Consider the following 22,179-nt stretch of genomic DNA (forward strand, 5'->3'; position numbering starts at 1 on the left):
CCCCGGCGGCACGAGCACGTCGCCGGCCTCCCACGGGCCGAGCACCCTGAACCGCACGGTGGTCAAGCATAGACGCCGGCGTTACGTACTGTGTCGATGCGTACGGGCTTGACAGACGCGTGACAGGATCATGAAAGTCCGCCGCCCTACTGTCCCGGGGCATGTCCCCTCGAACTCGACGAATGTCACGAATACTCATCCGGGCCGGGGTCGCGCTCATCGCGGTGGCGGCGACACTGACGTTCGCGGCCGCGCCGGCCCGGGCGGCCGCGGGCAACACCAACATGACCCCGGTGGCGACACTCTGGGCGGAGTGCCTCGACATCGGCTCGAACGCGCCCGGAACTCCTGTCGGCCTGTTCGGCTGCAATCGAGCCGCCCTCAGCCAGGAATGGTGGTGGAACTGCTCGCAGCCGAACTCGATGTGCCTGGTCAGCTCCGCCTCCAGCGGCTACAGCCAGTGCTGGGACCTGCGCTCCTACGCCACCGGCTCGAATGTCATCCTGAACTACTGCAACTCGTCCCTGGCCAGCCAGCGCTGGACCATCAGCGCCAACAAGATTGTCAGCGCGGGCAGCAACGGCCGGATGTGCCTGGACCTGCGCTCCTACGATGCGCGCACGCTGGTCGGGCTGAACGCGTGCAGCGACGGGCTGGCCAGCCAGAGATGGTTCTGGCGCACGACCTCCTGACGGCGGCGCAACCGTAGCCGGCCCACGGCGTGGATCGGCTCACGGAAGTCAGGCGACAGGCAACCGGCATCGGGTGGGCCGGTCCGCACCGGCGACGTACGGCGCGGGCGGCTCACCCGAGACCCGTACCGCCGGCCAGCACCCGGTGGGCCAGGCTGGTCAGCGTCGCCACCTCGTCCGCGGTCAGCGGGGCGAAGAACTCAGCCGTCACCTCGGCCACGATCTCGTCCGCCTCGGCCAGCTCGTCCCGGCCCCGCGGCGTGACGGCCAGGATGTAACGACGCCGGTCGGTGGCGTCCCGGGTGCGCGAGACCAGTTCCTGCGCCTGGAGATGGTCGACGACCGTCACCATGTCCGCGCGATCCACGCCCAGCCGTTCGCAGACCTGCTGCTGCGACAGTGGCGCGAACTCCGCGATGCACGCCAGCACGGCGTAATGGTGCAGGTTCAGCCCCCGCTCGGCGAGCCGGGGCGCGATCATCCGCTTGGCGTCGCCGTGCACCCGGCCGAGCAGCCACGTCGGCCATTGCCGCAGCCGCGCCGGGACCTCGTCGATCGACCTGGGCTCCATGGGCATCCCACCACGATAGTCGAAACCGCGGGTTGAGTTAATCATTGGTGACTCCTACTATTGGCGCTGCCCGCAATGAACACCTGCGGTTCGCGCTCGATGCCGGAGGACTGATGTCACAGGTCGAGACCCCCACGGCGGTCACCACCCCGCCCCCGATTCCGGCCGCCGTCTGGCGGCTGGCCGTCGTGATCGTGTTCGGCGCCTTCATGTCCACTTTGGACACCTCCGTGGTCAACGTCGGGCTGGATCGGATGGCGCACAGCCTGGATGCGCCGCTCGCCACCACGCAGTGGGTGGCCAGCGGCTACCTGCTGGCGCTCGCCGCGGCCATGCCGGTGACCGGCTGGCTGACCCGGCGGGTAGGAGCCCGGCCGGTATGGCTGGCGGCGCTGGCGAGCTTCACCCTGATCTCCGGCGCCTGCGTGCTCGCGGGGAACATGAGCGAGCTGATCGTGCTGCGGATCCTGCAGGGCGTGGCGGGCGGCGTACTGGTGCCGGCCGGGCAGATCATCCTCGGGCGCGCCGCCGGTCCGGCGCGGATGGGGCGGGTGATGAGCACGGTCGGCATCGCCGTGGTGCTCGCCCCGGTAGTCGGGCCGGTGCTGGGCGGGCTGCTCATCAACGTGTCCTGGCGCTGGCTGTTCGCGATCAACCTGCCGATCGGAGCGGTCGGCCTGATCGCCGGGCTGCGCCGGATCCCGCGGCAGCCGCCGGCCGGCACCGGCCGGCTGGATCTGATCGGCGTGGTGCTGTCCGGCGCCGGTCTGTCCCTGTTCACCTACGGCGTCATCGACGCCAGCCAGCGGGCCGGCCTGGACTCGGCCGGTGCGATCGGCGGCCTGGCCGGCGGGGCGCTGGCACTGACCGTGTTCGCGGTGCGGGCGCTGCGGATCCCGGCCCCGCTGCTCAACCTGCACCTGTGGCGCAACCGGGGCTTCAGCGCCGCGTTGGCGGTCGGCTTCTTCGGCGGTGGCGCGCTGTTCGGCGTGCTTGTACTGATGCCGCTGTACTTCGAGATCCAGCGGGGCCAGAGCACGGTGGCAACCGGCCTGCTCATGATCGGCCAGGGCGTCGGCGCGGCCATCACGATGCCGTTGGCCGGCCGCCTGACCGACCGGTTCGGCGGCGGCATCGTCAGCCTGGCCGGGCTGTCGATCACCGCGATCAGCATCGTGCCGCTGGCGCTGATGGGCGCGCACACCAGCCTGGTCGCGGTCGAGGCCGTGATCGTCCTGCTCGGAGTCGGCCTGGGCTTCAGCCTCATGCCCGCGGCGGCCGCCGCCTACGGCGCGATCTCACCCGACCAGCTGGCCGACGCGACACCGCAGCTCAACGCCGTGCAGCGCGTCGGCGGTTCGATCGGCACCGCGCTCTGCGTCGTCGTGGTCAGCCGGGGCCTGGCCGCACACCACGCGCCGGTGACCGCCTTCCACGCGGGCCTGTGGTTCCTGTTCGCGGCCACCGTGCTGGCGTTGCTGCCGGCGGCGGTACTGACGCGGGTGCTCCGGCGCCCGCCGGCCCGCTGATCCGAGGCCCTTCCGGTCCGGCCGGCGGCGCGGCGTCCCGCGCCGCCGGCTCCCGGCCGCTCGACGCCCGACCGGCCGGCGGAACCTAGCCCTTCGCCGCCCGGGGTTCGTGGTCGCCTTGCACGGCGTTGATCTGCTGCCACTCGGTCATCCGGAAGAAGAGGGTCCGGTTGACGGCGTCGGCCGTCGACGTGTCCTGCCGCGTGGCGACCGAGGCGATCAGGGCGCGGACCAGGTCCGTGGTGGCCGACCCGAGCATGGACAGAGCCGGGCCGGGCGTCAGAGCGTCGACCACCGCCGGGAGGTCGCGCAGGTGCTGCCGGGCCATCGGGTACAGCGGGCTGGACTCCAGCCGGGGAATCGCCGAGCGCACCGCGTCCACGCTGAGACCGAGGTAGCGGTAGTCGAGGATCACCGCCTGGTTCGTGGAGTGGCCGTCGACGAAGAACGCGTACGGTGAGGTCAGGTCGACCAGCTGCAGCTCGCCGAGGCGGTCGCTGCGCGCGGTGTCGCGGTGCTCCAGGCGTACCGATCCGGAACGCGGCAGTCCGAGCGATATCTGCTCCGGATCGTCGGAGCGCTGGTGCCGGCCGGTCCTCGACATCCGGTGCCCGTCGGTCACCGTGTGCAGCAGGGCCGCGCCGGGCGCCAGGGCCCAGTTGCTGATGCGGCAGCGCGAGCCGGGTGGCGCCGATACGGTCGCCCGCGCACCGGCGGTGGACAGCGCCGCACACAGCGCGTCCGCCCGCTCGCGCCACGGCAGGTCGGTGGTGTCCAGAACAACGGCCATGCGGCGACTCCGTCCCTGCGGATCTTCAGCGTAGGACGCCCCGTGAAGCTTGCACAATGAGCCCGATGTGTGCACTCACGGACCATGTCCGGGGCCCGCGCGCGCACTACATTCGCGTCCGCGGGGCTTTCCGCGGCAGTGGACGCGTTGAGGAAGGGCCGACCCTGATGCGTGAGGTGCACGACGATCCGCCGGCGATGCACGGCCGCGACCGTGAGCGGGCCGTCCTGGAGAGCCTGCTGGCCGAGGCGAGCGCCACCCGTGGTGCGGCGCTGATCGTGCGCGGACACGCCGGCATCGGCAAGACCATGCCGCTCACCGCGGCGCGGCGGACCGCGATCGGCACCGGCTGGGCCCTGCCGGATCTCGCCGACGCCGCCGTCCGATCGGGCCGGCAGGACCAGGTCCGCGACATCGTGGCCCGGGCCGAGGAGCGGGCGGCCCGTTTCCCGTCCCCGATGCTGGGCCACTCGCTCGCCTACGCCGTCGCCGTGCTCGCTCCGGAGCACGGGGCGGACGCGAAGTTCGCCGAGGCCCTCGCCATGGACCTCGGCGGGTGGCCGGTGCACCGCGCCCGGCTGAACCTCGCGTACGGGGCGTGGCTGCGGCGGCGCAAGCGCATCCTGGAGTCACGGGTACCGCTGCGGGCCGCGCGGGACGGCTTCGACGCCCTCGGCGCCGCCGCCTGGGGCCGGCTCGCCCGGGAGGAGCTGCGCGCCGCCGGCGAGGAGAGCGCGGGACGGGCGGCACCGTCAGGGGAACAGCTGACCGCCCAGGAACTGCAGACCGCGATGCTGGCCGCGGCCGGGCTCAGCAACCGGGAGATCGGCCAGCGGCTGTTCGTGTCCCACCGCACGGTCAGCTCGCACCTGTACCGGATCTTCCCGAAGCTGGGCATCACCGGCCGATCGCAGCTGCGCGAGGCGCTCGAGGCGCTGCAGCGCGACCCCGGCTGACACAGTCAACCTACGGATGTGTGCCGTTGCCCGGCCGTGCATGGTGAGCGCGACGCCTGCACACACCCCGGGCCGTGCCGCCACACCGTGCCGGGAGAAGCCGATCATCATCGGCCACTCGTTCGGCGGCACGCTCACCCAGCTCCTGCTCGACCGCGGCCATGGCGCCGCCGGCGTCGTCATCGACTCGGCCCCGCCGGAAGGCATCCGGGTCACCCCGCCGTCGCAGATCAGGTCGCTGTTCCCGATCCTCAACAATCCGGCCAAGCGGCACCAGGCGGCCGGATTCACCCCGGCGCAGTTCCACTACGCGTTCGCCAACACCCTGTCGGAGGAGGACTCGCTGGCGGCCTACGACCGCTACGCCATCCCCGCCCCCGGCAGCTGGGTCTGGTCCTACGGCCTGATCGCGAACTTCAAGCCGGGCAAGCAGGAAACCTGGGTGAACTTCCACAACGAGCAGCGCGCCCCGCTGCTGTTCATCGCCGGCGGCGCGGACCACATCATGCCTCCGTCGGTGAACAAGTCCAACGCCCACCACTACAAGGCGCCCGGCACGATCACCGACTACCACGAGTTCCCGGGCCGGTCCCACTGGACCTGTGCCGAACCCGGCTGGGAACAGGTCGCCGACCACGCCCTCGACTGGGCCCTGCGGCACGCCCGATAGGCACCCGGGGCGGATGGCCCGCCGGCCCGAGGGCCGGCGGGTTGTCACCCCACTGCGATCACAACCTGGCCGTACCGGGTGAGGCTGTGCTCGCCGTCGTCGGTCGCGGTCAGGTTGAGCACGATGCGCTGGCCCGCCTTCGCATCGGCCGGCACCGTCACCCGGGCGTTCCGGTCGTTGCCGCCGCCCGTCGCGCGCACAGCCGGGCTCGCGCCGGTCGTGCCCGCTTCCGCGTAGACCGACCAGGTGCTCGTCACGTGGTCTCCGTCGGGGTCGGTGACCTGCGCGCGCACGTCGACGGTCTGGCCGGGCCTCGCCGTCAGGTGCTGGTCCCTGACCCGCACGACCGGAGCATGGTTTTCAGTCCCTCCCGTACCGAGGCGGTGGGGTTGTGGTTCCGCTGGTGGGAGTACACCTACGCCGGCACCGTGGCGCTGGCTTAGGGCGCCGCCGGACGGCTACCCGGTCGGCCCGCCGCCCGGTGGCGGCGCGCCCGGTGGCCAGGCTCCGGGCGGGACGGGAGGTCCACGACAGCGACTGCTACGGGCAGCCGACCGGCATCCACTACCGCCCCCACGCCCGCCCACGCGCCCACCAGGGCGCGCCGTGGCTCGACTTCCAGTGGTGCCAGACCGGCCACGGCGGCGAGCACGTGCCCGAACGGGTGGCCGACATGTGGCGCGAGACGCCGGTCAAGGCGGTGGCCAACGGCGAGCCCAGCTACGAACGCACCGGCCACCGGGGCGTCGCGGCGGGCTGGTGGCAGGGTCACGAGGCGTGGAGCAACCTGTGCGCCGGCTCCACGATGGGCGTCGTCTACGGCGCGGCGAACATCTGGCAATGGGTGCATCGCGACGGCGAACCGGGCCATGCGCCGTACTTCCTCGGGCCGAAGGGCGGCTGGCGGGACGCGCTGGACTACGAGGGCTCCACCTACGTCGGCCTCGTGGGCCGGATTCTGGCGGATTCGCCGACCACCGACATGGCTCCGGACTGGGAGACCTTCCTCAGCCCGCGAGGTCTGCGCGTGCCCGGAACACTGCACATCGTGTACCAGGAGAACGGCGCGCCCTTGCGGATGTTGCAGGATCGCGGGACGCCGCCGGGGTACCGGATCGTCGACCCGAGAACCGGACGCGTGACGGCCACCGGCCGGCTGCGCCCGGGCGAGGTCATCGCCGCCGACCGCGATCGGGAACCCCGCGTCGTCATCTTCGAGGACCCCGGCCGGTAGGCCGGAGTGCTTCCTGACCGCCGACCCGGCGGTTGATCGATCACGGGGCGGCGGCGAGCCGGCCCCAATCGTCAGTGGTGGAATCCGGACGGGCCACCGGACGGATGCAACGGTCCGGGCTGGGCCTGCAGCTCTGGCAGGAGCCGGCGCAGGTCGGCCAGCAGGAGATCCGCCAGGTCGCGCGTGAAGCCGTTGCGGACCACGATACGCAGGACGGCCAGATCGGTACGGTTGGCCGGGAAGGTGTAGGCCGGCACGAGCCAGCCATGTTCCCGCAGCCGCCGGGAGACGTCGAACACGTCGAACGCGCCGATGTCGTCGTTGGTGGTGAACGCGAACACCGGGAGCTCGTCGCCCCGGCCCAGCAGCCGGAACGGGCCCAAGGCCGCGATCTGACCGGAAAGGTAGACCGCCACGTCACGGGACGCCTGCTGCACGGCCCGGAACCCGGCCCGGCCAAGCCGGAAGAAGGTGTAGTACTGGGCGACGACCTCCGCGCCCGGCCGGGAGAAGTTCAGCGCGAATGTCGGCATGTTGCCGCCGAGGTAGTTCACGTTGTAGATCAGGTCTTCGGGCAGCGCGTCACGACGGCGCCAAAGTACCCAGCCGACGCCGGGATACACCAGGCCGTACTTGTGACCGGAGGTGTTGATGGACGAGACCCGGCCGAGCCGGAAGTCCCACTCCAGGTCCGGGTCCAGAAACGGCGCGATCATCGCCCCGGATGCGCCGTCGACGTGCACCGGGACGTCCCAACCGGTACGCCGGTGCAGCGCGTCGAGCGCGGCGGCGATCTCCGCGACCGGTTCATAGCTGCCGTCGAACGTCGAGCCGAGGACCGCGACGACACCGATGGTGTTCTCGTCGCAGTGCGCCGCCGCCTCTTTCGCGGACAGGTGCAGCCGGTCGCCCTCCATCGGGACCAGGCGCGGCTCGACCTCCCAGTAGTTGCAGAACTTCTCCCAGCACACCTGCACGTTGATGCCCATCACCAGGTTGGGCCGGCCCGCCGACCCGGGTGCGCGCCGGGCGGCCCACCGCCGTTTGAGCGCCAGACCGGCCAGCATGCACGCCTCGCTGGAGCCGGTCGTCGAACAGCCGATCACGCCGGCCGGATCGGGGGCGTGCCACAGGTCCGCGAGGATGTTGACGCAGCGCCGCTCGAACTCAGCGGTCTGCGGATACTCGTCCTTGTCGATCATGTTCTTGTCGACGCACTCGGCCATCAGGCGGGTCGCCTGCGGCTCCATCCAGGTCGTGACGAAGGTGGCGAGGTTCAGCCGGGCGTTGCCGTCCAGCATCAGCTCGTCGTGAACGAGTTGCCAGGCGGTGTCGGCAAGCACCGGGTCCTCGGCCAACGCATCGTGCGGGGCGCTGACCTGTTGGGCCAGTTCCGGGTTGGTGATGGTCGCGAACGGGTTGCCGCCGTCCGCAGCCTCCGGCCGCCGCGGCGGGCGGCCGCTGTGCAGCACCATCGTCGTACCGTCCTGTCGTAGGTCCTGCGAGCTCACCTCGATGAGGGATGGCGCTCCGTCGTGGCCTCGCCGGTCGCCGGAATTCGGGGGGCCGCCGCCGTCCCCTACGGTGTGGAGGGTAGTCCGGTTGAACGGCCGATCGCCCTTGTTTCCGGACCCCGGCGAACCGGCCTGCGCCCGTTCATCCGCGCCGCGGCCGGGATTCCTCGTCACCTTCACCCTCGGCGTCGCATCCGTTCAGCCACCTGCGCCCATTCGACGAACCCACTGACACTGACGGGGCGCCACAGGAATTGTCATGAATCCGGCGCGGCGCCGCCGGGCGGCAGGCCGTGCCAGGGGTCCTCGCGCCGCCACACCACCGGGAAATGCAGTGGTACCGCGTCCGCCGCAGCGAGCCCCTCGAGGATCCGCATGCTGGCGTCGAGGTCGTCGCCGAGGTACGGCAAGGCCCGCAGCGGCCGGTCGAGGGGGCGGAAGAAGTCGTCCCAGTGGATCAGGACGACGCGCCGCGCTCCCACGGCCCGCACCGTCTCGTCCCAGTAGGCCCGGATGTACGCCTCGGGCTGTACACCGAGCTGGCCGACGCCGAGGTACACCACGTCGGCCCGGTGGCCTCGCAGCCGGCCGGGCACGAAGCCGGCGCTGCCCTGCAGCAGGGCGGTCCGGCCGGTCGCGTGCCGGACGAGGATCGACCAGGCTTCGCCGCACCGGTAAGCGCCCACCCGTACCGGCGGTACCACCGGTTCGGTGATCGGGCCCGGGAACCGGTCCGGCGGGCAGTGCTCGGACACGAGGTGGGTCACCGTGAACGGGCCGTAGGTGTCGGGCCGGCCGGGCGTCACCACCCGAATCCGATCCTCGGCCAGGCCGTGGCCCCGCCCGATGTTCGCGGCCGACTCCCCGCCGACCAGCAGGGCACCGGTACGGCCGGCGACAAGAGCGGCGTCGAGCGCGTGGTCGAAGTGCGTGTGCACCGGCAGGACGGCGGCCAGCCGGTCCACTCCGGCCCGGGCGAGGGCCGCGTCGACCAGGGCGGCCGAGGGCCGGACACGGCCGAGCAGGAGCCGCCGTAGCGGGTACCGGCTGAAGAATCCGTCCGTCATCACCGCCACGGACCCGTCGTCGATCAACAGCGTCGAAACGCCGAGAAACGTCACGCTCAGTCCCGGCCCGGGTCGGGGCGGTACGTCGAACCGCCGGCGGTACCGGTCGATGTCGGGGCGTCCGAGCTTCCAGCGCATGCGGCGACGCTACCGCGGTGGATGCCGCGCCACGGGCGCCGCGAGCCGGCTGACGGCCCGCGGCGCCCGTTGGGGTCCTACTTGTCCTTCAGGCAGAGCAGCGTGCCCTTCTGGCCCGACTTGCCCTCCCAGTACGTGTTCGTCGCGTCCGCCCACTGGTCGCACACGCCGTCCGCGCTGGCCTCGCTCTCGGTCTTGCTCTCGACGCGGCCGAGCACGGTGAAGTTCGCGTCGGCGCTGTCGCACTTGACGATCGCGAGGTCGTTGCCGCCCTTCCTGTGCAGGCAGTCGCCGACCTTGGCGTTCAGGGCATCGTCGCGGCTGAGGTACCAGCCGACGCCGCCCAGCACGACCAGGACGACAAGCGAGATCACCAGTCGCGGGATCTTGATGCCCTTTTTGGCCGGCTGCTGCTGGGATGTGGTCATGGTGTTGTTGCCTCCCGTTGAATAAGTACCGGGTAGGCCTACCGGGTCAGCACCGGTTCGTCGAGGGTTTATTCGCATCCTTCTCCGTAATGTTGATCTCCTTACACGGGCTGTCACAGCGCGGGCACGTTCGGGATCGCCGGTGCGTAAAACGGCATGGTGGCGCCGGTGGGGTGAGCCCACCCTGGTGCCGACCGCATGACCGCTCCGTTGAAGGAGACGCATATGAACAGGGTGCGCAAGGTACTGCTGACCGCCGCGGCCGCGCTGCTCACGGTCGGCGCCGGGGTGGATCCCGCCCGCGCCGACACCGCGGAGTCGTATTGCTTTATCGAACTCGTCTCGCTGACCGCGTCCAATCTGTGGCACGACGGCGGCAAGGACTGGATCTGGTTCGTCATGGACGGCTATTACTTCCCGGGCAACAACAAGTCCGTCCCGTTCTACCAAGGCACCAGCCAGACCTCCGGCGCGTTCGGCAACGCGAACGAGCTGCTGGAGCGGGGCACCGGCCCCGTGACGCTCCAGGTGGTCCTCGACCGGACCTGGCCGACGGCCAACGTGGTGATCGACTCGAACCAGGTTTCCTGCTCGTTGGGCAACGGTCAGACGCTGCGGTTCAGCGACGGCGACGCCGCCTACAACCTGACGTACAACGTGAACTGACGACCGAACCATACAAAGACATATGTTGATTCGACCATGCCTTGGGTGTTCCTCTGGATGCTCGTGCACCTCCACACCCAAGGAGGCTTGATGAGCCGAACCCGGAGGCTCTGCGCCCTGCTGTCACTCGTCCTGGCGAGCGGCGGCGCCCTCGTCGTCGCCGGCGCCGGTCCGGCCGCCGCCGACACCACCGAGACCGCCTCGCCGTACCTGGTCAGCGCGGTCACCACGCTCGAGCAGCGCAACCGGATCGCCGCCAGCGGGGCGTCGATCGACGGCATCGAGGACGGCGTCGCCGACATCAGCGCGACGCCGTCCGAGGTCACGCTGCTGCGGCAGCAGGGCTTCGCCGTCACCAAGGCACTGCGGCCGGCGAGCCCGATCGGGCCGCCCACCGTCCAGGACTTCCCGTCGGCCGACTCGGCGTACCACAACTACGCGGAGATGACCGCCGAGCTCAACCAGGCGGTGACCGACCATCCGGCGATCCTGCGCAAGACGAGCCTCGGCACCTCGTACGAGGGCCGGGACATCCCGGTCATCAAGATCTCGGACAACGTCGCGACCGACGAGAACGAGCCCGAGGTCCTGTACACGGCGCACCAGCACGCCCGTGAGCACCTGACCGTCGAGATGGCGCTGTACCTGATCAAGCAGCTCACCGACAACTACGGCACCGACGCGCGGATCACCGGCCTGGTCGACTCGCGCGAGATCTGGATCGTGCCGGACATGAACCCGGACGGCGGCGAGTACGACATCGCGACCGGGTCCTACCGGTCCTGGCGCAAGAACCGCCAGCCCAACAGCGGCAGCGGCAACATCGGTACCGACCTCAACCGCAACTGGGGCTACAACTGGGGCTGCTGCGGCGGATCGTCGGGGACCACCAGCTCGGAGACGTACCGCGGGCCCTCGGCGTTCTCCGCCCCGGAGACCCAGCGCGTGCGCGACTTCGTCCTGGGCCGGCGGGTCGGCGGCGTGCAGCAGATCAAGACCCACATCGACTTCCACACGTACGGCAAACTCGTGCTCTGGCCGTTCGGCTACACCACGGCCAACACCGCGACGGGCCTGGACGCCGACCAGGAGGCCACCTTCCGCACCCTGGGCGTGCAGATGGCCGGCACCAACGGGTACACGCCCGAGCAGGCCAGCGACCTCTACATCACCGACGGCTCCATCGACGACTGGCTGTGGGCGGACCAGGGCGTCTGGTCCTACACGTTCGAGATGTACCCGTCCGGCACCAGCGGCGGCGGCTTCTACCCGCCCGACGAGGTGATCGCGGCGCAGACCTCCCTCAACCGTGAGGCGAGCCTGCAGATCGCTGAGTACGCCGACTGCCCGTACCGCGTCATCGGCAAGGAGGCCCAGTACTGCGGCGCCGGCTCCGGCACCACCGTCTGGTCCGACGACTTCGAGACGAGCCTCGGCTGGGTCGCCAACCCGAACGGCACGGACACCGCGACCAGCGGGGCCTGGGAGCGCGGCGACCCCGAGGCCACCGACTCCAGCGGCCCGAAGCAACTCGGCACCACGGTCAGCGGCACCAACGACCTGGTGACGGCGCGGCTGGCCGGCACGAGCGCGGGCGCCAACGACGTCGACGGCGGCACGACGAGCGTCCGCTCGCCGAGCATCGCGCTGCCGGCGAGCGGGACGCTGACGCTCGGGTACTCCTGGTACCTGGGCCACGGCAGCAACGCCAGCTCGGCGGACTTCTTCCGGGTCAGCGTGGTCACCGCCAGCGGTACCACCGTGCTGTTCACGGCGGCCGGCGCGGCCAGCGACCGCGACGCGGCCTGGGCCACCGGCAGCGTCAACCTCACCCCGTACGCCGGCCAGAACGTCCAGATCCTCTTCGAGGCCGCGGACGCCTCGACCGCCAGCCTCGTCGAGGCCGGCGTCGACAACGTGACAATCCGGCAGACCTGAGCCGGCGGAGGGTCCGCCCGCGCGGGCGGACCCTCCTCGGCGTCGTTCAGTCGTAGTGCCGCAGCCGGGGCCACAGCTGGGACCACGGCTCGCGGAGGCCGGTGCACAGGTAGACGTGGCCGCCGGACTCGATGTTGCGGACGCCGTAGCGGTTGGTGACGGTGGCCACCTCGCGGACGTCGGTGAAGAAGCGACCCAGATAGCCGGTGTACCCCGAGGCGGTGCCGGGCGCCACGGCGATGACGGTCGTGGCGCCCGGGTTGCCCGGTCCCCACCACCATTGGCTGTTGTGCCCGCTCACCGCGGTCGGCAGTCCCCGGCCGCGGCCGAGCTCGTTGACGGCGGCCGCCTCGCTGTAGTTCTCGGTGAAGATGACGGCGGCGGCCCGCTGCGGCGGCGGCAGGGACGTCCAGACGGTACCGACGGTGTCGACGAGCTCGGGCCAGCCGATCGTGTCGGTGAGGGTCGCGTCCATCGCGTGCCGGGGGCCGATACCGGTGGGCGGCAGGACGGGCAGCAGGAGCGCGGCGAAGACGGCCGTGCCGAGCGCGGTCGCGACGGTGAGGATCCGGATCCGGCGCCGCCGTGCGTACAGCCAGCCGTCGACGGCGACCGCGCCGGCCGCGAGCAGGTACACGTAGGCGCCCATGAGGTAGTACACCTTCACGCCCGTCGTGACGGCGTACAGCACGAACAGCAGCCCGTAGGCCCAGACCAGCGCCCGCCACAGGGGGCGCCCGGTGCGCCACAGGTGACGCAGGCCGGCGACCCACACCCAGACGAGGGCCAGGCTCGCCATGAGCAGCTGGCCGACCACCCACACCGGGGCGTTGGGCAGACCGCCGTTCTCCTGGTTCAGCTTCCGGGTCATCTCGATCGTCGCCCAGCCGTGCTGGGCCTGCCACCAGATCTCGGGCCCGGCGAACGCGGCGGCGATCGCGACCCCGCCGGCGAACCAGCCGTTGAACAGCAGCCGCCGCCCGCCGCTGAGCAGGGCGCCGGCGACGACGGCGAACGCGAAGAAGGCGGCCTGGTGATTGTTCGCCAGCCCCAGACCCGCGACCAGGCCGGCGAGCAGCCACCACCGCGGATCGCCGGTACGCCCGACCCGCGCGACGACGAACGCGAGCGCGGCCAGCGCCAGCACTGCGTACGGCGTCGTGTTGGCAACGTGCGCGGCCGCCCACAGCGCGGGCATGGTGGCGGTGGCGACGGCCGCGAACAGTTGCACGCGGCGCGTACCACCGAACTCGCGGGCGGTCAGCCCGCCGATCACCACGGTCGCCCCCGCCGCCAGCGCCGGCCACAGCCGCAGCCCGGGAAGCCATTCGCCGAACAGCTCCAGCGACACCCGGGCCAGCAGGGGGGCCAGCATCGGCTGGTCGACGTAGCCGGCCTGCAGGTGCCGGGCGCAGTCGAGGAAGTACAGCTCGTCGCGCTGGAACCCGTACCGGGTCGACAGGGCCATCAGCACGGCGAACACGACGCCGCCGACCGCGAGCACCCGCCGGTCGAACGCGGCGACGCCGACCGGCGGGGGCGCCTCGGTGGTTCTCAGGACATCCACCGCTCCAGGCTGTCAGCGGTCACCGGGCCACGCATGCGCCGCACGGCGGATTTCATGGTCGGAGACCGGGGTACACCAATCGGAGGAGGCGGGTCATCCTCGTGCACGAGCCGGCCCCGCCGACGCGGGCGCCTTGAAGGTTGCAGCAGCAGACGACAAGCAGGTGACAGCGCGGCCGTTACCAAGGGCTATATTGTGCGCCGATCTGCCCGATTTCCAGCCCGCCGAGGTGCTCATGGCCGCCGCCACGCTGCGTCGCCGTTTCAGATACTGGTTCGACCGGACGATGTCGAAGGGGACGTCGGCCCTCGTCGCTTGGCTGGGCCTGGCCTCCGTGGCGGTGGTGCTCGCCGGCGGGCTCCTGGTGTGGCTGGTCGACCCCAACCCGGCGGACGGCGAGCCCCGCGGGTTCTTCGCGTCGGTGTGGCAGGCCGTGCTGCATGCGCTCGACCCCGGTGACGTTGCCGGGGACACCGGCGGGCACTGGGAGTTCGTGGCCGTCGCGTTCCTCATCACCATCGGCGGCATCTTCATCGTCACGGCGTTCATCGGCGTGCTGACCACCGGCCTCGACGCCAAGCTGCAGGAGCTGCGCAAGGGCCGCTCGATCGTGCTCGAGACCGGTCACACGGTGATCCTCGGCTGGTCCGACCAGGTGTTCACGGTCATCGGCGAGCTCGTCGAGGCCAACGGCAACAAGCGACGAGCCTGTGTGGCCGTACTCGCCGACAAGGACAAGGTCGAGATGGAGGACGAGATCCGGGCGAAGGTCGGCGACCTGCGCAGCACGAGCGTCGTGTGCCGCACCGGCGACCCGCTCGACCCGGACGACATCACGCTGGTGAACATCGCCGAGGCCCGGTCCGTCATCATCCTCACCGGCTCGGGGCACGACCGCGACGCGCACCTCGTCAAGATGCTGCTGTCCGTCACGAAGGCCGAGAACCGGTGCACGATCGTCGGCAGCGTCGCCGACCAGTCGAACATGCCCGCCGCGCGCCTGGCCGGCGGTCCGGCCGCGTACCTCATCGACGCCACCAGCGTGGCCGCCCGCCTGATCGTCCAGACGTGCCTGCAGTCGGGGCTGTCCGTCGTCTACACCGACCTGCTGGACTTCGGCGGTGACGAGATCTACGTGCGGCACGAGCCGAGCCTGGCCGGGCAGCCGTACTCCGCCGCGCTGCACTCGTACCGCACGTCGGCGATCTTCGGCGTGCGCCAGGGCAACGGGACCGTGCTGCTGAACCCGCCGAGCGACTACCGCATCGCCGACGGCGACCACCTGCTCGCCATCTCCGCCGACGACGACACCGTCGTGATGGCGCCGCCCGCGCCGATCCACCATGAGCTGATCGTGGCCGGCCCCGACCCCGTGCCGGCGCCGAAGCGGGCCCTGATCCTCGGCTGGAACCAGCGGGCCGTCGGGGTCGTCGAGCAGCTCGACCAGTATCTGACGGCCGGCTCCGAGGTCGTCGTCGTGGCGCGGCACCACGACGTGTCGCTGAGCCTGAAGCGGCTCGCGGCCGAGGTGCGGAACCTGTCGCTGAGCCTCACCGAGGACGACAGCGCCGACCGGGCCGTGCTCGAGGCGCTCGGCATCGACGACTTCGACCACGTCATCGCGCTGTGCTACGACGACGTCGACCGGCAGGTCGCCGACTCGCGGACCCTCGTGACGCTGCTGCACCTGCGCGACATGGAGCAGAAGCTCGACGGGAAGTTCTCGATCGTCAGCGAGATGGGCGACGACCGCAACCGCCAGCTGGCCCAGGTCACCCAGGCCGACGACTTCATCGTCAGCGACAAGCTGCTGAGCCTGATGACGACCCAGGTCTCGGAGAACCCGCACCTCGCCGACGTGTTCGGCCGGCTGTTCGACGCCGGCGGCAGCGAGATCTACCTGAAGCCCGCCGAGCTGTACGTCCGCGCCGGCCACCCGCTCAACTTCCAGACGGTGCTGGAGGCGGCCCGCCTGCGCGGCGAGTCGGCGGTCGGCTACCGGCTGGCCGCGAACGCGCAGGCCGCGCCCGCGTACGGGATCGTGCTCAACCCGGACAAGGCGGCGAGCGTGACGTTCGCCCCGGACGACCGTGTGATCGTCCTGGCCAAGGACTGAACGGGCCCGACCTGGCCCGACCGTGAGGGCGGCAACAATGCTCCCCGAAACGTTGCCGCCGCTCACGGAGGTGGTTCAGGCCACGTAGCCGCGCGCCGCCGCCCAGTTGGCCAGGGCGTCCGTGGACATCCAGTACGTGCGCGGGCCGAACATGCCCGACGGGTCGGCGATGAGCACGGCGCGGCCGTGGTCGCGGTAGCCGACCAGGGAGATGTAGTGTCCGCCGGGGAACTCGTGGTAGGTGCCGGCCTGGTCGGTGGCGCCGCCCACGATGTTGGCGACCAGGGCCCGGCCGGTGCTCAGCGCACGGACGGCGTCGTACTGCAGTTCGCGCGCCTCGCCGGCCGAGGCCCGCTGGCCAGCGATGAAGCGGGCCTGGTACACCTCCTTGCCCAGAACGCCGTTCATTGCCCTGGTCACGTCGGCGACCGAGTTGGTGCCGTTCACCGTGGTGCCGAGGCGAGCGGCGACGTCGTTCTGCGACAGGTCGGCGCCCACCGACGTCAGCGCGATGCGGGTCGAGGCCGGGCCGCAGTAGTAGAAGTTGGGCTGGAACTGGAAGTCGAAGTTGACCGTGTTCTCGGCCGGCGCGGTGTCCAGCAGGTCGGGGGCCGGCGGCGTGGTCGCCTCCGGCTGTACGGGCGTCGCGGTGCTCAGCGCCGCGGTGCCGACGGGGTGCGCGTCGGCCGGCGCGGCGCCCCCGTTGAGCAGTGCCGCGGTCGCCACGGAGACCACCACCAGCGAGGCGGTCCCGAGCAGTGCGGGGATCGGGCGGCGAAACAGCGCGGTGAAGCGTTGGTGCATCAAGGCTCCTTCCGATGCCGTCTACCGGGTTAGCTGACGGATTCGGGCGGGAAGCACGCCCTACCACGACCTACGTGAGGAGGCCGACGGATTCACCCCGGGACTGCTTGGGTCCCCGGCTCGCAACGATGCGACTCGACGGGTCCGGGCCGGCGCCATCTGGCGATGGCAAACGACCAGCTCAGACACGTGGACATTACTGGTCGGTACATCCACCGGCCCACCCCGTCCGCCCCACCCCACCCCTCCTACAAATGCAGGCCTTCGACGGCGGACACCCTTGACAGTCCGACGTCCAGGCCCGGGGGCGGACATGGTGGTTGACACGATGGCCGCCCGGAATCAGGCTGGGTGGAACGAGGATGCCATCGCGAGGTGAGCCATGACGGCCCGGCCTACGGAGCCGCCCACCGCCGGCCCCCGTCCGCTGGCGGAGCTGCGCCGCGAGGACCGCGGCCTGCCCTGGCTCGGCCAGATCTTCGACTACCAGCGCGACCCGATCCGGCTCTACCGGCGCCACTGGGAGCACTACGGCCCGGTCGCGCCGTCGTACCTGCTCGGCCAGGACACGGTGTTGCTGCTCGGCCCGGACGCCTGCGGCGAGGCGCTGCAGAACCGGGACAAGGCGTTCGCCAACGAGCCGGCCTGGTCGCAGCTGGTGGGACCGTTCTTCCACCGCGGCCTGATGCTCATCGACTTCGACGAGCACCGCGGGCATCGGCGGATCATGCAGGAGGCGTTCACCCGGCGGCGGCTGGACGGCTACACCCGCCGGCTGCACCCCGCCGTCGAGCATGGCATGGCGAACTGGGAGGCCGGGCGGGAGTTCCGGGCGTACCGTCGCCTCAAGCAACTGACCCTCGACATCGCCGCCGATCTGTTCATGGGTGGGGCCCGCAACACCGGCCCGGCCGAGATGGAGCGGGTCAACCGGGCGTTCATCGCCTGCGTGCAGGCCGCCGCCGGAATCGTCCGGGCCGACGTGCCGTTCACGCGCTGGGGCCGGGCGTACCGCGGCCGGAAGGTGCTCGAGCAGTTCCTGCGGGGGTACCTGCCCGTCAAGCGGGCCGAGGCGACCGACGACATCTTCTCGGTGCTCTGTCACATCGAGACCGAGGACGGCGACCGCTTCTGCGACGACGACGTCGTCAACCACATGATCTTCCTGATGATGGCGGCCCACGACACGTCGACCATCACCATTTCCACGATGTTGCAGTACCTCGGGCAGCACCCGGCCTGGCAGGAGCGCTGCCGGGCCGAGGCGCTGGCCCTCGGACCGGCGCCGGAGATGGCCGAACTGGAGTCGCTCGTCTCGATCGACCTGGTCATGCGCGAGGCCCTGCGCCTGCGCGCACCGGTGCCGGTGCTGGTCCGCTATACCGTCAAGGACACCGTCGTGCAGGGCGTCCGCATCCCGGCGCGCACGCTCTGCATGCTCGGCCTCCAGTTCACCCACCTGATGGACGACTACTGGAGCAACCCGGCGGCGTTCGACCCCGAGCGCTTCGCGCCCGAGCGCCGCGAGGACCGCTCGCACCGCTTCGCGTGGGAGCCCTTCGGTGGCGGCGTGCACAAGTGCATCGGCCTGTACTTCGCCGGCCTGGAGGTCAAGGCGATCATGCACCGGCTGCTGCGCGGGTACCACTGGAGCGTCGACCCCGGCTACGTCGCGCCGCTGGACCACCACTCGTTGCCGTTCCCCAAGGACGGGCAGCCGATCGCCCTGTTCCGGAACTAGGCGCTGCCGGGCGGTTTCGCCTCACGGAACGGGTGGCCCGAGTCGGCCGCCACGCGAGCCGTTCAACCGAGCCGCGGACCCGGGCGCCGTCGGAGAATCGGTCGTACGCGTCGGCAGGAGGCCTCATGCGAAGACTGGCCACGGTGGCGACGGCCCTCACGATCGCCGCGGCGCAGACGTTCGCCGTGCCCGCGCTGTATGCCTGGGCCCACCGGCGAGACCACGCAACTGGTCGCCCCGACCCAGTACGGCGAGCGCCTGCAGCTCAGTGCGGACGCCGGCGTGCTGCTGTACACCTCCTTCCGGGGCGGCGTGACGATCAGCATCGACCGGACCGCGCCGTCGACCGGCGCCGCCGTGTGGTCGGCGAACCCGCAGTTCGTCGGCGGCAGCGCCATCCTCACCGCGACCGCCGGCGACGCGCTGTCCGGTGTGGCCGGCGGTGAGTACTTCATCGGCACGGACCCCGGACCCGGCCACGGCACGCCGATGGCCTACGGCGGCGGCCTTCTGTCCGCCTCGGTCGGGGCCGGCCTCGGTGTCGGCGTCCACACCGTCGGCGTGCGCGCCCGCGATGCGGCCGGCAACTGGAGTACCACGACGACGACCATGCTCGTCCTGTACGACCCGGCGTCGGGCCTGACGGCCACCGGCAAGAACAAGAAGGACCTCGTGCCCAGCCTCGCCAACGGCGACGTGCTGCCCGGCCTCGGCAGTGCCGGCCAGACCGACGCCGCCGACTACGGCTTCACGGTCCAGCACAAGCACGGCACGCTCGATCCCCGCAACGACTTCGCCTTCACGTACCGCACCGGTACCCACTGCGGCACCCCGAATGCGCAGGGCTGCCACACGCTCGCCCTGAACGCCGACGGCTTCGCCTGGCTCGTGGTCGACGGCCCCGGCAACTCCCGGGCCAGGTTCACCGGCACCGCGACGGTGACCGTCGACGGGACGACGACCGTGCACCCGTTCACGGTCGAGGCGATCGACGGCGACCGGCTCGCCCCGAGCACCGACGACACCCTCGTCCTCACGGTGTTCCCGACAGGGTCCGACCCGCTCGTCGCCGCGCCGCTGTACCGGGCATCGGGGTCGATGGCCAAGGGCAACAGCGTCAAGATCCGCTGAGCGGAACGGAAGTCCCGTCCGTTAGGCGATACCGGCCAGGTCATCGCCGTCCGCGGGCGTCGGACTACCCCTCGGGCGGCGTGAACTCGTACTTCCCGTCCGCGCCCCTGGTCAGCGCAAGCACCGCGACGACCGCGTCCGTGTTCAGCGGCCCGTAGATGTGCGGGAACGGCTCGTCCCAGCCGGGCGCGTCGTCGTAGCGCAGCGGCGCGGACAGCCGCTCCTCGTCGACGGCGAGCACGACCAGCCCCTCGTCCGAGCCATAGATCATGTTGGCCACCGGGGCGACCTGCGCGGCGGTACCGCCGTGAATGAACCCCTGCTCTTCGAGGGTGCGCCCCTTCGTCGACAGCCGGTACTCGCCCCGCTCCCCGGCCTTCTCCCAATCGGACGCAAACGCGATGTGGTAGATCATGTTGCGACAGCCTACGGGCCGGTTCACGCCCGTCGTCGATACGGCACCTGCGGCCGGCCTCATTCGCGCTCCGGCCGCCCGCCGGGCGGCCGGGGGCTGAGACCCTGGAGCACCGGCCGGCGGTCCGGCCCGACCACACGGTTGCGGCCGGCGTTCTTGGCCTGGTACGGGCGCAGGTCCGCGAGCGCGAGCAGTTCCGGGCCGACGCGACGCCGATGCTCACCGTGACCTGCAGGCCGGCCCCTCGGCCAGTTCGTCGCCCACCAGGCGGGCCATGCTCTCCTCAAGGGCCTCGGAGGTCTTACCCGTGGCCAGCAGCACCCGGGCCACCTCGCTGCGGGCGCGCGCCTCGATCGCCGGGTCGGCGCCGGCCCGGGCCAGCCCGGCGGCGTCGAGTGCGGCGGCCGGCGCGGCCGGGTACTCGTCGCGCAGCCGCCAGCACATCGCGACGATCGAGAGCGCCCCGGCCCGCGCGGCGGGGTCGTCGGCGGCGACGGCGGCGAGCTCGCGGGCCCCGTCGGGATCGGACACGGCGAGCCGTTCCCGGCTCAACCGGATGAGTTGCGCGGACGAGACGCCACCGGCAACCGCTCGCGCTTGCCGAGCCCACGTCCAGGCGCGCCCGCGGGGTATCGTAGCTCCTCGGTGTGCCGGGAAGTCTGGTCGGCGTCGTACTGTCGCCTGCGCCGAGGAGTCCCGATGCCCAACCGCCCCACCGGGTTCGTGCCGTGAACGACGTCTTCGGCTTCGGCGTCATCGTCGGCGTCGTCAGCGTCGCCGGCCTGCTCGCCGTGGTCTCCAACCGGCTCAGCGAACGGATCCGCGTACCGGCGCCGGCCGTCTTCCTGATCGCCGCCGCGGTCGCCTCCGACGTGATCACGCGGCTCGGCCACTTCCCGACCGTCGACGTCCAGCGGCTCGTCACCGTCATGCTGATCCTGCTGCTGTTCGACGGCGGGATGCACATCGGCTGGCGACGGTTCCGCGGCGCCGCCGGCCCCGTGCTGTGGACCGGGGTGGCCGGCACCCTGCTGACCACCGCCGGTGTCGCGCTGGCCGCGCATCTCGTGTTCGGCCTCGACGGACGGTCGGCCCTGCTGCTCGGGGTGGCGCTCGCGCCGACCGACCCGGCCGTGGTCTTCTCGGTCCTCGGCCGGCGCGAGATCAGCGGCCGCTCCGGCACCATCCTGGAGGGCGAGTCCGGCGCCAACGACCCGGTCGGCATCGCCGCCATGGCCGCCGTGCTGGGCGCGGCCGGGCACGGCGGGTGGTCGGCGCTCGGACACGGCGCCGGCGAGTTCGCTCTGCAGATGGGCATCGGCGGCGCCGTCGGCCTCCTCGGCGGCAAGGCCCTGGCCGTCGCGATGCGCCGCCTCGCGCTGCCCAGCGGATCGCTCTACCCGCTGCGCACGCTGCTCGCCGCCGGAGTGATCTACGGCGTCGCCACCGTCGCGCACGGCTCCGGCTTCCTCGCCGTCTTCGTCGCCGGCATCGTCGTGGGCGACATCCGGGCCCCGTACAAGGCCGAGATCGAACGCTTCCACTCCGCACTGGCCAGCCTGGCCGAGATCGTGGCCTTCACCGCCCTCGGCCTGACCGTGTCGATCGCGTCGCTCGCCGGGGGCAACGCCTGGCTCGTCGGTCTCGGCATCGCCGCCCTGCTGACCCTCGTGATCCGCCCGCTGCTCGTCGGCGGCCTGCTGCTGCCGATGCGGCTGTCCGGCGGCGAGAAACTGTTCGTCATGTGGAGCGGCCTCAAGGGCGCCGTGCCGATCCTGCTGGGGACCTACCTGCTCTCGGCCGAGGTTCCGGGCGCCCTGCGGCTGTACCAGATCGTCGTTGTCGTCGTCACGTTCTCCGTCATCGTGCAGGGCGGCCTCGTCCCCGCGGTCGCGCGGTGGTGCGGCGTGCCGATGCGCACCGTCGAGCCCGAGCCCTGGACGCTGAGCCTGCGACTGCGCGAGGAGCCCACCGGCCTGCGCCAGCACGTCGTCGCGGCCGGCTCGCCCGCCGACGGTTCCGCGATCAAGCACCTCGACCTCGGCGAGGACACCTGGATCAGCAACGTCACCCGCGACGGCGAGCTCATCCCGGTCAGCGGCGCCACCCTGCTGCGCGCGGGCGACCAGATCCTCGTCATGGTCAACCCCGCCGCCCCGCCGGCGCCACGAACGGTCTTCGACGCGTCCGGCCCGCCACTGCCCTGAGGTCA

Annotated in this window: 21 protein-coding genes and 1 riboswitch; of the genes, 11 read left to right on the top strand and 10 right to left on the bottom strand. The window is 71.5% G+C overall.

Annotation, left to right across the window (positions count from 1 at the left end; genetic code table 11):
- The first annotated feature begins 182 nt into the window (after positions 1-182).
- Positions 183-692 (top strand): RICIN domain-containing protein, encoded by a 510-nt coding sequence (locus AB0B76_RS26930; protein WP_360380456.1) that lies wholly within the window; start codon positions 183-185, stop codon positions 690-692.
- Between the two features lie 112 nt (positions 693-804).
- Here the strand turns inward: AB0B76_RS26930 and AB0B76_RS26935 are convergent, their stop codons facing one another.
- The gene (locus AB0B76_RS26935) at positions 805-1,269 is read right to left on the bottom strand and encodes a MarR family transcriptional regulator (RefSeq protein ID WP_360380458.1); all 465 of its coding nucleotides are present in this window, start codon (positions 1,267-1,269) and stop codon (positions 805-807) included.
- Positions 1,270-1,376: 107 nt separating this feature from the next.
- Between AB0B76_RS26935 and AB0B76_RS26940 the strand changes: the two genes are divergently transcribed.
- Entirely contained in the window at positions 1,377-2,792 is a 1,416-nt protein-coding gene (locus tag AB0B76_RS26940; protein WP_360380460.1) for a DHA2 family efflux MFS transporter permease subunit, read from the top strand.
- An 85-nt stretch (positions 2,793-2,877) separates the two neighbouring features.
- On the opposite strand, the gene AB0B76_RS26945 is transcribed toward AB0B76_RS26940, so the two are convergent.
- Positions 2,878-3,582: a hypothetical protein gene (locus AB0B76_RS26945; protein WP_360380463.1), complete on the bottom strand. Its 705-nt coding sequence runs from the start codon at positions 3,580-3,582 to the stop codon at positions 2,878-2,880.
- Positions 3,583-3,749: 167 nt separating this feature from the next.
- Here AB0B76_RS26945 and AB0B76_RS26950 point away from each other — a divergent pair, with 167 nt between their 5' ends.
- Positions 3,750-4,538, top strand: a complete 789-nt coding sequence (locus AB0B76_RS26950) for a LuxR C-terminal-related transcriptional regulator (RefSeq protein WP_360380466.1) — start codon at positions 3,750-3,752, stop codon at positions 4,536-4,538.
- A gap of 16 nt (positions 4,539-4,554) precedes the next feature.
- Positions 4,555-5,208 (top strand): alpha/beta hydrolase, encoded by a 654-nt coding sequence (locus AB0B76_RS26955; RefSeq protein WP_360380468.1) that lies wholly within the window; start codon positions 4,555-4,557, stop codon positions 5,206-5,208.
- Positions 5,209-5,252: 44 nt separating this feature from the next.
- Here the strand turns inward: AB0B76_RS26955 and AB0B76_RS26960 are convergent, their stop codons facing one another.
- Positions 5,253-5,552: a hypothetical protein gene (locus AB0B76_RS26960; RefSeq protein ID WP_360380471.1), complete on the bottom strand. Its 300-nt coding sequence runs from the start codon at positions 5,550-5,552 to the stop codon at positions 5,253-5,255.
- A 152-nt stretch (positions 5,553-5,704) separates the two neighbouring features.
- Between AB0B76_RS26960 and AB0B76_RS26965 the strand changes: the two genes are divergently transcribed.
- Entirely contained in the window at positions 5,705-6,442 is a 738-nt protein-coding gene (locus AB0B76_RS26965) for a DUF4038 domain-containing protein (protein ID WP_360380473.1), read from the top strand.
- Between the two features lie 71 nt (positions 6,443-6,513).
- On the opposite strand, the gene AB0B76_RS26970 is transcribed toward AB0B76_RS26965, so the two are convergent.
- From AB0B76_RS26970 to AB0B76_RS26980, 3 genes are all read right to left on the bottom strand, one after another.
- Positions 6,514-7,917, bottom strand: a complete 1,404-nt coding sequence (locus AB0B76_RS26970) for a glutamate decarboxylase (RefSeq protein ID WP_360380476.1) — start codon at positions 7,915-7,917, stop codon at positions 6,514-6,516.
- 296 nt (positions 7,918-8,213) lie between these two features.
- The gene (locus tag AB0B76_RS26975) at positions 8,214-9,161 is read right to left on the bottom strand and encodes an MBL fold metallo-hydrolase (protein ID WP_360380479.1); all 948 of its coding nucleotides are present in this window, start codon (positions 9,159-9,161) and stop codon (positions 8,214-8,216) included.
- A gap of 77 nt (positions 9,162-9,238) precedes the next feature.
- Positions 9,239-9,589 carry a hypothetical protein gene (locus tag AB0B76_RS26980; protein ID WP_360380482.1) on the bottom strand — a complete coding sequence of 117 codons (351 nt, stop codon included), beginning with the start codon at positions 9,587-9,589 and terminating at the stop codon, positions 9,239-9,241.
- Positions 9,590-9,814: 225 nt separating this feature from the next.
- On the opposite strand from AB0B76_RS26980, the gene AB0B76_RS26985 reads away from it, so the two are divergent.
- A complete protein-coding gene (locus tag AB0B76_RS26985) occupies positions 9,815-10,255 on the top strand; it encodes a hypothetical protein (RefSeq protein ID WP_360380484.1) in 441 nt (146 codons plus the stop codon).
- A 90-nt stretch (positions 10,256-10,345) separates the two neighbouring features.
- Positions 10,346-12,193 carry a M14 family zinc carboxypeptidase gene (locus AB0B76_RS26990; RefSeq protein WP_360380486.1) on the top strand — a complete coding sequence of 616 codons (1,848 nt, stop codon included), beginning with the start codon at positions 10,346-10,348 and terminating at the stop codon, positions 12,191-12,193.
- Between the two features lie 46 nt (positions 12,194-12,239).
- Here the strand turns inward: AB0B76_RS26990 and AB0B76_RS26995 are convergent, their stop codons facing one another.
- Entirely contained in the window at positions 12,240-13,760 is a 1,521-nt protein-coding gene (locus tag AB0B76_RS26995; protein ID WP_360380489.1) for a glycosyltransferase family 39 protein, read from the bottom strand.
- A 193-nt stretch (positions 13,761-13,953) separates the two neighbouring features.
- Here AB0B76_RS26995 and AB0B76_RS27000 point away from each other — a divergent pair, with 193 nt between their 5' ends.
- Positions 13,954-15,876, top strand: coding sequence for an NAD-binding protein (locus tag AB0B76_RS27000; RefSeq protein WP_360380492.1), 1,923 nt, complete (start codon positions 13,954-13,956; stop codon positions 15,874-15,876).
- A gap of 75 nt (positions 15,877-15,951) precedes the next feature.
- Here AB0B76_RS27000 and AB0B76_RS27005 read toward each other — a convergent pair whose 3' ends face one another.
- Positions 15,952-16,680 (bottom strand): C39 family peptidase, encoded by a 729-nt coding sequence (locus tag AB0B76_RS27005; protein WP_360380494.1) that lies wholly within the window; start codon positions 16,678-16,680, stop codon positions 15,952-15,954.
- A gap of 3 nt (positions 16,681-16,683) precedes the next feature.
- Positions 16,684-16,831: riboswitch (cyclic di-AMP (ydaO/yuaA leader) on the bottom strand.
- 231 nt (positions 16,832-17,062) lie between these two features.
- Here AB0B76_RS27005 and AB0B76_RS27010 point away from each other — a divergent pair.
- Together AB0B76_RS27010 and AB0B76_RS27015 are read left to right on the top strand one after the other, a co-directional pair.
- On the top strand, positions 17,063-18,421 hold the full coding sequence (locus tag AB0B76_RS27010) for a cytochrome P450 (protein ID WP_360380497.1): 1,359 nt from the start codon (positions 17,063-17,065) through the stop codon (positions 18,419-18,421).
- A gap of 198 nt (positions 18,422-18,619) precedes the next feature.
- Positions 18,620-19,552: a hypothetical protein gene (locus tag AB0B76_RS27015; RefSeq protein ID WP_360380500.1), complete on the top strand. Its 933-nt coding sequence runs from the start codon at positions 18,620-18,622 to the stop codon at positions 19,550-19,552.
- Between the two features lie 64 nt (positions 19,553-19,616).
- On the opposite strand, the gene AB0B76_RS27020 is transcribed toward AB0B76_RS27015, so the two are convergent.
- On the bottom strand, positions 19,617-19,967 hold the full coding sequence (locus AB0B76_RS27020; RefSeq protein ID WP_360380502.1) for a DUF952 domain-containing protein: 351 nt from the start codon (positions 19,965-19,967) through the stop codon (positions 19,617-19,619).
- Positions 19,968-20,186: 219 nt separating this feature from the next.
- Entirely contained in the window at positions 20,187-20,498 is a 312-nt protein-coding gene (locus AB0B76_RS27025; RefSeq protein ID WP_360380505.1) for a hypothetical protein, read from the bottom strand.
- 197 nt (positions 20,499-20,695) lie between these two features.
- Here AB0B76_RS27025 and AB0B76_RS27030 point away from each other — a divergent pair, with 197 nt between their 5' ends.
- Entirely contained in the window at positions 20,696-22,174 is a 1,479-nt protein-coding gene (locus AB0B76_RS27030) for a cation:proton antiporter (protein ID WP_360380507.1), read from the top strand.
- Positions 22,175-22,179 lie beyond the last annotated feature (5 nt).

The sequence above is a fragment of the Dactylosporangium sp. NPDC049140 genome (assembly GCF_040648435.1).

Coding starts and splice junctions, on each gene's coding strand:
- AB0B76_RS26930 (WP_360380456.1), top strand. CDS start 183: ATGTCACGAATACTCATCCGGGCCGGGGTCGCGCTCATCGCGGTGGCG.
- AB0B76_RS26935 (WP_360380458.1), bottom strand. CDS start 1,269: ATGCCCATGGAGCCCAGGTCGATCGACGAGGTCCCGGCGCGGCTGCGG.
- AB0B76_RS26940 (WP_360380460.1), top strand. CDS start 1,377: ATGTCACAGGTCGAGACCCCCACGGCGGTCACCACCCCGCCCCCGATT.
- AB0B76_RS26945 (WP_360380463.1), bottom strand. CDS start 3,582: ATGGCCGTTGTTCTGGACACCACCGACCTGCCGTGGCGCGAGCGGGCG.
- AB0B76_RS26950 (WP_360380466.1), top strand. CDS start 3,750: ATGCGTGAGGTGCACGACGATCCGCCGGCGATGCACGGCCGCGACCGT.
- AB0B76_RS26955 (WP_360380468.1), top strand. CDS start 4,555: ATGTGTGCCGTTGCCCGGCCGTGCATGGTGAGCGCGACGCCTGCACAC.
- AB0B76_RS26970 (WP_360380476.1), bottom strand. CDS start 7,917: ATGGTGCTGCACAGCGGCCGCCCGCCGCGGCGGCCGGAGGCTGCGGAC.
- AB0B76_RS26975 (WP_360380479.1), bottom strand. CDS start 9,161: ATGCGCTGGAAGCTCGGACGCCCCGACATCGACCGGTACCGCCGGCGG.
- AB0B76_RS26980 (WP_360380482.1), bottom strand. CDS start 9,589: ATGACCACATCCCAGCAGCAGCCGGCCAAAAAGGGCATCAAGATCCCG.
- AB0B76_RS26985 (WP_360380484.1), top strand. CDS start 9,815: ATGAACAGGGTGCGCAAGGTACTGCTGACCGCCGCGGCCGCGCTGCTC.
- AB0B76_RS26990 (WP_360380486.1), top strand. CDS start 10,346: ATGAGCCGAACCCGGAGGCTCTGCGCCCTGCTGTCACTCGTCCTGGCG.
- AB0B76_RS27005 (WP_360380494.1), bottom strand. CDS start 16,680: ATGCACCAACGCTTCACCGCGCTGTTTCGCCGCCCGATCCCCGCACTG.
- AB0B76_RS27010 (WP_360380497.1), top strand. CDS start 17,063: ATGACGGCCCGGCCTACGGAGCCGCCCACCGCCGGCCCCCGTCCGCTG.
- AB0B76_RS27015 (WP_360380500.1), top strand. CDS start 18,620: ATGCCTGGGCCCACCGGCGAGACCACGCAACTGGTCGCCCCGACCCAG.
- AB0B76_RS27020 (WP_360380502.1), bottom strand. CDS start 19,967: ATGATCTACCACATCGCGTTTGCGTCCGATTGGGAGAAGGCCGGGGAG.